Here is an 11,443-nt window from a genome sequence, read left to right as displayed (position 1 = left end):
AGTGCTCAAGGTCGAGCAAGTGGGCCTGCACGACAACTTCTTCGAGCTGGGTGGCGATTCGATCGTTTCGATCCAGGTGGTCAGCCGGGCACGCCAGGCCGGTATCCGCTTCACGCCCAAGGATCTGTTCGAACAACAGACCGTGCAGCAACTGGCCGGGGTCGCCCGGGTCGGCGAGGCGGCACTGGTGATCGACCAGAGTCCCCTGCAGGGCGAGACGCCACTGCTGCCGTTCCAGCAGGTGTTCTTCGCAACCGACATTCCCGCGCGTCACCACTGGAACCAGTCGATCCTGCTCAAGGCCGGCGAGACATTGCAGGTTGAGTTGCTGGAGCAGGCATTGCAGGCCCTGGTGCGCCATCACGATGCCTTGCGCCTGAGCTTCGTCGAGCAGGCCGAAGGCTGGCAGGCGCGCTTCCTCGACCTGGACGCCGTGCAGGCGCTGTGGCAGCGCGAGCCACTGTTGGGGCGTGCCACGGCCAATGACGAGCACGCGTTGCAGGCCATCGGCGACCAAGCCCAGCGCAGCCTCGACCTGGGCCAGGGCAGCCTGGTGCGCGGCGTGCTGGTCGACTGTGCCGAGGGTGAGCAACGACTGCTGCTGGTGATCCATCACCTGGCGGTCGATGGTGTGTCCTGGCGTATCCTCCTCGAGGACCTGCAGCGCGCCTACCAGGCACTGGCCGACGGCCAGGCAGCCGTGCTGCCGGCCAAGACCAGCTCGGTGCGCCAGTGGGCCGAGCGCCTGCAAGGCTATGCCCGCGACGAACGCCGGCAGGCCGAACTGCAGTTCTGGCAAGCCCAGTTGCAAGGCCTGGCCACGGCGCTGCCGCTGGACCGAGCCGGCAGCCTGGCGCGCCGCCACGCACGAACCGTGCACACCCACCTGGACCCGGTCGTCACCCGCCAGCTGTTGCAGCAGGCGCCAGCGGCCTACCGTACCCAAGTCAACGATCTGTTGCTCAGTGCCTTGGCGCGGGTGATCGCCGGCTGGACCGGCAACAGCGCGGTGCTGGTGCAACTGGAGGGCCACGGTCGCGAGGCGTTGTTCGACGACATCGACCTGGTGCGCAGCGTCGGCTGGTTCACCAGCCTGTATCCGGCACGGCTGGATGCCCACGCCGAGATCGGTGCGACCATCAAGCAGGTCAAGGAGCAGTTGCGTGCCATTCCCGACAAGGGGCTGGGCTACTCGGCGCTGCGCCATCTCGGTGACCCTGCCAGCCGTGCGGTGCTGGCGGCGCTGCCTGAGGCGGGTATCACCTTCAACTATCTCGGCCAGTTCGATGCCGGCGGCGATGAGGGCCAGCCGGCCCTGCTGACGCTGTGCGCGGGCGCCAAGGGCGACGAGCAGGACCTCGAAGCGCCGCTGGGCAACAACCTGACCCTGAACGGCCAGGTGTTCGACGGCGTCTTCAGCATGGCCTGGACCTTCAGCGCCGAGCAGTTCGACGACGCCACCGTGCAGGCGCTGGCCGACGCCTATGGCGCGCAGTTGCAGGCGCTGGTCGCCCACTGCCTGGCGCCGCAGCATGGCGGCGTGACCCCTAGTGACTTCCCGCTGGCGCGGCTGACCCAGGCGCAACTCGACGAACTACCGATCGCGGCGGCGCACATCGAGGACATCTATGCGCTGGCGCCCATGCAGCGCGGCATGCTGTTCCATACCTTGTACGAGGCCGAGGGTGGCGACTACCTCAACCAGATGAGCCTGGCCGTAGAAGGGCTCGACCCGCAACGCTTCCGTGACGCCTGGCAGGCCACGCTCGACGAGCACGAAGTACTGCGCAGCAGCTTCGTCTGGGAAGGGCTGGACGAGCCGGTGCAGGTGGTGCACAAGCAACTGGCGCTGCCGTTCCAGTGCCTGGACTGGCGTGGCCGCGACGACCAGCAGGCGGCGCTCGAAGCCTTGGCGCGCGAAGAGCTGGCACGCGGCTTCGAACTCAGTGCCGCGCCACTGCTGCGGGTGCTGCTGGTGCAGTTGGACGACGCTCGTTACCAACTGATCCAGACCCACCATCACATCCTCATGGATGGCTGGAGTCATTCGCAGCTGATGGCCGAAGTGCTGCAGCGCTATAACGGCAACACGCTGCCGGCCAGGGTCGGCCGCTACCGCGACTACATCGCCTGGCTGCAACGTCAGGACGCGGCCAAGGCCGAGGGCTTCTGGCGTGGCCAGCTGGCGCTGCTCGAGGAGCCGACGCGCCTGGTGCAGGCCATGGCCAACCTGCGTGCCAAGGATGCCCCGAACCAGGGGCATGGCGAGCTCGTTCGCCTGCTTGACGCGCAGCAGACGGCAACCCTCGCAGGTTTCGCACGGCAGCAGAAAGTCACCGTCAACACCGTGGTCCAGGCGGCCTGGCTGCTGCTGTTGCAGCGCCAGACCGGACAGGATGCGGTGGCCTTCGGTGCCACGGTGGCCGGGCGCTCCGCCGAGGTTCGTGGTGCCGAGCAGCAGGTCGGCTTGTTCATCAACACGCTGCCGGTGGTGGCCGCGCCCCTGCCTGAGCAGCGCGTCGGCCAGTGGCTGCAGCAGGTCCAGGCGCAGAACCTGGCGCTGCGCGAGTTCGAGCACACGCCGCTGTTCGAGGTTCAGCGCTGGTCCGGCCATGGCGCCGAATCGCTGTTCGATACCCTCATGGTGTTCGAGAACTATCCGGTCGCCGAGGCGCTGGAGCAGGAGGCACCGGCGGGCTTGAGCTTCTCGGGGATCGACAACCATGAGCAGACCAACTACCCGCTGACCCTGTCGGTCACCCTCGGGGCCAGTCTGCACCTGCACTTCAGCTATGCCCACGCGGCCTTCAGCGCGGCGATGGCCACGCAGTTGGCCAACCGCCTGGTCAACCTGCTGGAGGCGATGCAGGACGATGCCAGCGCGCCGCTGAGCGAGCTGGCCTGGCTGGACGCCGAAGAGTCCCGGCGCCTGGTGCACGACTGGAGCACGGCAGCGTTCGATTGCCCGAGCGATGAGCCGGTGCACGTGCTGTTCGAGGCCCAGGCGGCCCGCACGCCCGAGGCCCCGGCACTGCTGTTCGAAGACCGTCAGCTGAGCTATCGGGCACTGAACGAACAGGCCAACCAACTGGCGCGCAAGCTGGTCGAGCAGGGCGTGGGGCCGGATGTGCTGGTGGGCATCGCCGCCGACCGTGGCCTGGAGATGATCGTTGGCCTGCTGGCGGTGCTCAAGGCCGGTGGCGGCTATGTGCCGCTCGACCCTAGCTACCCGCAGGACCGCCTGCTGTGCATGATCGAGGACAGCCGCATCGCCTTGTTGCTCGGCCATGAAGCAGTGGTCGGCCGGCTGGCGGTACCCGACAGCCTGCCGCGCCTGCTGCTGGACCAGCCGCAGCACTGGGCGCAGTACGCCACCGACAACCTGGTCAACCGGGTGCATGGCGAACACCTGGCGTACGTCATGTTCACCTCCGGCTCCACGGGCCGGCCCAAGGGCGTTGGCATCAGCCAGCGCGCGCTGACCCGGCATGCCTTTGTCTCCGTCGGTTTCTTCGGCCTGAGCGCCGAGGACCGTGGACTGCAGTTCTCCACCTTCAACTTCGACGGTTTCGTCGAGCAGCTGTATCCGCCGTTGATCTGCGGGGCCAGCGTGGTCCTGCGCGGCAACGAAATCTGGGACAGCGAGACGTTCTACCGCGAACTGATCGACAAGGACATCAGCGTGGTCGACCTGACCACCGCCTACTGGAACATGCTGGCCAAGGACTTCGCCGCCCAGGCGCCACGCGCCTATGGTCGCCTGCGCCAGGTGCACAGCGGTGGCGAGGCGATGCCGGTCGAAGGGCTGGCCGCCTGGCAGGCCGCGGGCCTGGGCCATGTGCGCCTGCTCAACACCTATGGCCCGACCGAGGCCACGGTGACGGTGAGCACCCTCGATTGCAGCGATTACGTCAACGGCCGCGAACCGTTGCCGTTGACCCTGTCCATTGGCCGGGCCCTGCCGGGACGCAGCCTGTACCTGCTGGACGATCACGGCCAACCTGCCGCGGTGGGGGTGGTCGGCGAGCTGATGATCGGTGGCGAGCTGCTGGCTCGCGGCTATTTCGGCCGCTCAGGGCTGACCGCCGAGCGTTTCCTGCCCGACCCGTTCGCCGCCGATGGTGGTCGCCTGTACCGCACCGGCGACCTGGTTCGCTATCGCGAGGACGGGCTGATCGACTACATCGGCCGTGTCGACCACCAGGTGAAGATCCGCGGCTTCCGCATCGAGCTGGGCGAGATCGAGGCGCGCCTGGTCGAGCACCCGCAGGTGCACGAAGCGGTGGTGGTGGCGCGCAAGGCCGCCAGCGGCCAGCAACTGGTTGGCTACTACGTGGTGCGTGGTCAGGCGCAGGACGCGGATACGGCGGTGGTGCGCGAGTCGGTGCGCGAGCACCTCAAGGCGCTGCTGCCCGACTACATGGTGCCCGCCTACCTGGTGGCACTGCCGCGCCTGCCGCTGAGCCCCAACGGCAAGCTGGATCGCAAGGCGCTGCCGGAGGTTGACGCCAGCGAACTGCAGCAGGCCTACGAGGCGCCGCGCAATGCGCTGCAGGCCACCTTGGCGACGATCTGGCAGGACGTGCTGCAACTTGAACGCATTGGCATCAGCGACAACTTCTTCGAGTTGGGCGGTGATTCGATCGTGTCGATCCAGGTGGTGAGCCGGGCGCGCCGCGCCGGTATCGTGTTCACCCCGAAACAGCTGTTCGAGCAACAGACCATCGCCGCGCTGGCGGCGGTGGCCAGCCATGACGACGCCGCGCAGCAGCAGGGGGCGCTCAGTGGTGCGTTGCCAGCCTTGCCGGCGGTGGCCGCTGGCGGCGCGCAGTGGATGCACTTGAGCGTGCCGGCGGCGCTGGATCGGGGGCAGCTCGAGCAAGCGCTGGCGGCGCTGGTCGGCCATCACGACAGCTTGCGCGTGCGCCTTGCCGTCGAGGGCAGCGAGTACTTGCCGCTGGAGGCCCTGCAGGCCGCCTGGCAGGCGCAGCCGCTGCTGATCGACGACGAGCCGCATGCCGCGCAGCGCCAGGTACTGGCCCAAGGCCTGGCGCCAGCGGCGGGTATCCTGCTGCGCGCCGCCTTGGGCCGCGAGATCGAAGGCCGGCGCCCTCTGTTGCTGGTCGGTGCCGGCGAAGTGCTCGACAGCCATTCGTGGGCGCTGCTCGGACAAGACCTGCAGGCGCTCTGCGAACAGCGCGCGCTGCCGGCCAAGACGCATTCGCTGCGCCATTGGCTGGCGCAGCGGGGGGCGTCGGGGCATGTCCAGGTGCCTGAGGCGCCGGCCTTGACGGCGCTGCTGGAAACGGCGGCGCAGCCGGGGGCCTTCAGCCTCGACGAGCGCCTGCCGGCCAACCTGGGCCAGCCATTGCTGAACCTGGCCCCGGCCGCCTACCGCAGCGATGTCGGCGAGCTGCTGCTGACCGCCCTGGTCCTGTGCCTGGGCGCCGACAGCGAGCAGTCGACGATTGCGCTGGCCGCCCAGACCGGTCGCCGCGTCGCGGCAGGCTGTGACCTGGCGCGCAGCGTCGGGCCGTTCGCCAGCCGCCAGGTCCTGCACCTGCCGGCGGCAAGCGACCTGGCCAGTGCCATCAAGGCCGTCAAGGAGTCTGTACGTGGCGGGCAAGTCGGCGCGCAGCCGTTGCCGGCAATCGCCTTCAGCTACGCGGCCGGGCCAGCGCCGCAAACCAACGCCTGGCCAGTGCTGGGCCAAGGACTGGTCAGCGCACCGGCGGGGCTGCATTTGCACGTCACCCAGCAGGGCGACCGCTTGCACCTGCACTGGACCCTCGAAGGGCGTTACCAGGCCGAGGATCTGCAACGTCTCGCCGCGCGCTACCAGGCTCAGTTGCAAGGGCTGGTGGAGCATTGCCTCGACCCGCACAACCAGGGCGTGACGCCATCGGACTTCCCGCTGGCGGCCCTGACCCAGCGCGACCTGGACCAGTTGCCGGTGGCCGCGGTGGATATCGAGGACATCTACCCGCTGTCGCCGATGCAGGAGGGCATGCTGTTCCACAGCGTCAGCGACGATGACGGTGAGTTGTACATCAACCAGTCGAGCATGAGCATCGATGGCCTCGATGTGCAGCGCTTGCGCGAGGCCTGGATGTTCGTCACCGAGCGGCATGCCGTGCAACGCAGCAGCTTCCACTGGCAGGCCGGGCTGAGCACGCCCTTGCAGGTGGTGCACCGGCATGTCGAGCTGGACCTGCGCGAACTCGACTGGCGCGATGCGGCGGCGGACGAGCAACGCCTTGCCGAGCTGGCGCGCGAGGAGCGCGAGCGCGGCTTCGAGCTGTCCAGCGCGCCGCTGCACCGGGTGCTGCTGGTACGCCTGAGCGAGGCGCGGCACCAGATGATCTGGACCAGCCATCACATTCTCATGGATGGCTGGAGCAGCTCGCGGCTGTTCGCCGAGGTCCTGCAGCACTATGCCGGGCAGGCGCTGCCGGAGCAGGTGGGGCATTATCGCGATTTCATCGCCTGGCTGGTGAACCAGGACCGGGACGCCCTGGAACAATTCTGGCGCGAGCGCCTGCGCCCGCTGGAGGAGCCGACCCTGCTCAGCCAGGCGGTGCACCCGCGCCACGAAGCGGCACTGCCTGGGCACCAGGCGCTGTATTCGCACTGGGACCCGGCGCGCACCGCCCAGTTGCAGCAACGTTGCCGTGATCTGCGCATTACCCTCAACACCCTGGTGCAGGCTGCCTGGCTACTGGTGTTGCAGCGCTATACCGGGCAGACCACCCTGGCCTTCGGCGCCACCGTGGCCGGGCGCCCGGAAAGCCTGCCGGGCGCCGACAGCATGCTCGGGCTGTTCATCAACACCTTGCCGGTGATCCAGACCCTGGAGCCGACGCAGCCCCTGGAGCAGTGGCTGCATGCGCTGCAGAGCTACAACCTGGACATCCGCGACTACTCCCAGGCACCGCTGGCGGACGTGCAGCGCTGGGCCGGGCTGGGTGCCCAGGGCTTGTTCGACAGCATCATCGTGTTCGAGAACTACCCGATCGACGAGCGCCTGAACGAGGAAATCGACACCGGCCTGAGTTTCGGCGCCAGTGCCAGCCAGGGCCTGACCAACTTCCCGATGGACCTGGCCGTCAGCCTCAGCGACCGCCTGACCATCGAGTACATGTACCTGCGCAGCAGCTTCGCCGCCGAGGCGGTGGAAGGCATCCGCGCATGCATGGAGCAGACCCTGGACGCCCTGCTCGAAGCACCGGCGGGGCTGGCGCTGGGCAACCTGCCGCGGTTGACAGCGGGCCAGCAGCAGGCGCTGCAGGGCTGGAGCGCGGCGCCGCAGGCGAGCCACCAGGCCCTGGACCTGCCCCAGCTGATTGCCCGCCATGCCGAGCGGCAACCCCAGGCCATCGCCGTGCAGTGCGGCGAGGCCAGCCTGGACTACGCCACCCTCGAGCAGCGGGCCAATCGCCTGGCCCATGCCCTGCAAGCCCAGGGCGCGGGGCCGGAGCGGGTGGTCGGCGTGGCCATGCAGCGTTCGCCGGAACTGCTGGTGGCGCTACTGGCGGTGTTCAAGAGCGGCGCGGCCTATGTTCCGCTGGATATCGACTATCCGCCGGAGCGCCTGGCCTACATGATCGAGGATTCGGGCATGAGCCTGCTGCTGACCGAGCAGGCCCTGCGCGCGCGCTTCGACCTGCCGGCGACCCTGGCGGTGCTCGAGGTCGATCGCTGCGACACCCACGCCTATCCGGCGCAGGCACCGTCGAGCGGGATCCGCGAGCACTCGCTGGCGTACCTGATCTACACCTCCGGCTCCACTGGACGCCCGAAAGGCGTGGCCGTGGCCCATGGGCCGATCAGCGCGCATTGCCAGGCCATCGTCGAGCTGTATGAAATGGATGCCCATAGCCGCGAACTGCACTTCATGTCGTTCGCCTTCGACGGCGCGCATGAGCGCTGGCTGAGCACGCTGCTGGCCGGCGGTACCCTGGTGCTGCGCGACAATGAACTGTGGACGCCGGAACAGACCTGCGCGGCCCTGCATCGCCATGGCATCACCATCGCCTGCTTCCCGCCGGCCTACCTCAAGCAACTGGCCGAGTTCGTCCAGGCCAGCGCCGAGCCGGCGCCGCCGGTGCGCATCTACTGCTTCGGTGGTGACGCGGTGCCCGAGCAGACCTACGAACAGGTCAAGGCCGCGCTCAAGCCCCGCTATTTCACCAACGGCTATGGCCCCACCGAAACCGTGGTCACGCCAATGCTGTGGAAGGCCGACAGCACAGAGCGCTGCGCGGCGGCCTATGCGCCGATCGGCCGCGCGGTCGGCCCGCGCGCGCTGTACGTGCTCGACGATGACCTGCGGCCGTTGCCGGCCGGCTTTGCCGGGGAGCTCTACATCGGCGGCTATGGCGTGGCGCGCGGCTACCACCGCCGCCCGGACGCCAGTGCCGAGCGTTTCGTGCCCAACCCGTTCAGCGCCGACGGCGACCGCTTGTACCGCACCGGCGACCTGGTGCGCCTGCGCGCCGACGGGATCATCGACTACGTTGGCCGCATCGATCACCAGGTCAAGATCCGCGGTTTCCGTATCGAACTGGGCGAGATCGAGGCCCGGCTGCGCCAGCAGGCGCAGGTGGACGATGCGTTGGTCATCGCCCGCGAGAGCCCCTCGGGCAAGCAACTGATCGGCTACGTGGTGAGCGGCGCCGGCGAAGGGCTGGGCAACGAACTGAAGGCGGCCCTGCGCCAGGTGCTGCCGGAGTACATGGTGCCGGCGCAGATCGTCTGCCTGGCGCGCTTCCCGCTGACGCCCAACGGCAAGATCGACCGCCGCGGCCTGCCCGAGCCACAGTTCGAGGCGGCCCGCTACGTGGCGCCGCGCAACCCGCGCGAGCAGTGGCTGGCACAGATCTGGGAGGACGTGCTGCAGGTGGAGCAGGTGGGTATCACCGACAACTTCTTCGAGCTGGGCGGCGACTCGATCCTGAGCCTGCAGGTGATTTCCCGGGTGCGTAACCACCCGACCCTGGAAATGGACCTGAAGCTGCGCGACCTGATGCGCCACCAGAGCATCGAGGCGCTGTTCGACCAGGGCGCGGCCCAGCGCCGTGGTCCGCAGCAGGACCTCACGCAGCTGGCCGGGGAGGGGTTGTTCAACCTGATACCGATCCAGCAATGGTTCTTCGACCAGCAGATGGAGGCGCCGCACCACTTCAACCAGTCGCTGATGCTGCGCGCCAGCCAGCCGCTCGATGGCGTGGCCCTGGAAAAGGCCTTGCTGCAGGTGGTTCGCCACCATGACAGCCTGCGTTTGCGCTTCCGCCAGGAAAACGGTCGCTGGTACCAGTACTACGACACCCTGGCTGGCAGCTGTGAATGGATCTGGCACCGCGATGTGGCCGATGCCCAGGCGCTCAACGAGCTGGTCAACGCGGCGCAGCGCAGCCTGGACCTGATCGACGGGCCGGTGATTCGCGTGGTGCACGCGCAGATGGCCGACGGCGAGAGCCGCCTGATGATCGCCATTCACCACCTGGTGATCGACGGGGTGTCCTGGCGCATCCTCCTGCAGGATCTACAGCAGGCCTATGCGGCCTATGCCGAAGGGCGCGAAGCGACGCTGCCGATCCGCACCAGCAGCTTCCGTTCCTGGGCCGAGGCGTTGCAAGGCGAAGCGCCCAACCTGGCGGCCAACGAGCTCGACTACTGGCTCGCGCAGCTCGACCAGCCCGGCACCGATCTGCCCTGCGACAACCCGCGTGGGCGCAACGAGATGCAGTTCGAGGCCAGTGCCCAGATCAAGCTCAGCGAGCGCGAGACGGCGCGGCTGCTCAAGGAAGTGCCGGCGGTGTACCAGACCCAGATCAACGACATCCTGCTCACGGCGCTGAGCCGCGTGCTGTGTCGCTGGAGCGAGGCCGAGTCGGTGCTGCTGCAGTTCGAAGGCCACGGCCGCGAGGACCTGTTCGAGGCGCTGGACCTGAGCCGCACCCTGGGCTGGTTCACCAGCATGTACCCGCTGCGCCTGCAGCCGGGGCTGGGCGCGGACTTCGGCAGCTCGATCAAGGCGGTTCGCCAGCAGCTGGCGCAGGTTCCGAACAAGGGCCTGGGCTACGGCATCCTGCGGCACATGGCGGCGCCGGAGATCGCCGAGCGCTTCGCTGGCCTGCCTGAGGCGCGGGTGACCTTCAACTACATGGGGCAGTTCGACCAGACCTTCGAGGAGGACGGGCTGTTGTCGCCGGCCAGCGAGAGCTCCGGTGCCCAGTTCGCGCCGCGGGCACCGATGAGCAACTGGCTGGAGGTGACCGGCCAGGTGTACGACGGGCAAATGTCGTTGCTGTGCTTCTACAGTACCCGGCGTTACCGCGCGACGACGGTCGAGTCATTGATGGAGGCGTTCCGCGAGGAGCTGCTGCACATGATCGAACACTGCCTGGCGCACACCACGCCGGCATGATCCGACTGCACGCACGCCCTTCGCCGGGCGTGCGTTGTCCACTTTCAGGAATTTCACATGACCTTGCATCCCGATATCGGCGCGTTCCTCGGCCTGGCCGATGAAGCCCAGGCGCGGCAACCGGCCTTTCACCAGATGAGTGCCGAGCAGGCGCGCGCGGCGTTCGAACAGACCACCCGGCAGCTAAGCTGGCCGGCCCCTCAGGACCTGGACGTGCAGGCCCTGCACATCGACAGCCGCGATGGCCAGGCACTGGAATTACGCCTGTACCGCCCGCGTGGCCTGGGCGCCGGCCCCCATGGCCTGGTGTTGTACCTGCACGGCGGCGGCTACGTGGTGGGCAGCCTCGACTCCCATGACGGTGTGTGCCGCGAACTGTGCCAGCGCAGTGGCTTCCCGGTGCTGGCGGTGGGCTACCGCCTGGCGCCGCAGCACAAGTTCCCCACCGCGCTGCACGATTGCAGCGATGTGCTGCACTGGCTCAAGGCCCAGGCGCCGGCGTTGGGCATCGACCTGGCCCGGGTGGCGCTGGTCGGCGACAGCGTCGGCGCCAGCCTGGCCACGGTGCTGGCGATCGAGGCCGCGCGACAGGGCGCCGAAGCGCCGCTGACCCCGTGCCTGCAACTGCTGTGCTACCCGATGACCGACGCGTCGCAGGCCAGCGAGTCGATGGCGTTGTTCGCCGAAGGCTACCTGCTGGAAGCCCAGACCCTGGAATGGTTCTACCAGCAGTACGCCCGTACCGCCGAGGACCGCCGCGACTGGCGTTTTTCGCCGTTGCTGGCCGAGGACCTCAGTGGCTCGGCGCCGGCGGTGGTCGCGGTGGCGGGTTTCGATCCACTGCTCGATGAAGGCCTGGCCTATGCCCGGCGCCTGCGCGAAAGCGGGGTGCAGGTGGAGTTGCTGGAGTACCGCGAACTGACCCACGACCTGCTGCGCATGCGCAGCGTGGTGCCGGCGGTGGAGCAGGTGCATGAGCAACTGGCGGGGGTGATTCGCCGCTACTTGTCGGCC

The 11,443-nt window shown here is 68.3% G+C and carries 2 protein-coding genes; both read left to right on the top strand.

Annotated features, from left to right (window positions below):
* Position 1: 1 nt before the first annotated feature.
* Complete coding sequence (locus N5D48_RS24240) at positions 2 to 10,429, top strand: non-ribosomal peptide synthetase (protein ID WP_279888540.1); 10,428 nt, start codon at positions 2 to 4, stop codon at positions 10,427 to 10,429.
* A gap of 57 nt (positions 10,430 to 10,486) precedes the next feature.
* A partial coding sequence (locus tag N5D48_RS24235; protein ID WP_279888538.1) for an alpha/beta hydrolase occupies positions 10,487 to 11,443 on the top strand: 957 nt, incomplete at its 3' end.

The organism is Pseudomonas sp. GD03858 (assembly GCF_029840925.1).
Classification (GTDB): Bacteria; Pseudomonadota; Gammaproteobacteria; order Pseudomonadales; family Pseudomonadaceae; genus Aquipseudomonas.
The sequence above is the reverse complement of the archived record's forward strand: the minus strand, read 5'-3'. Positions and strand labels throughout refer to the sequence as shown.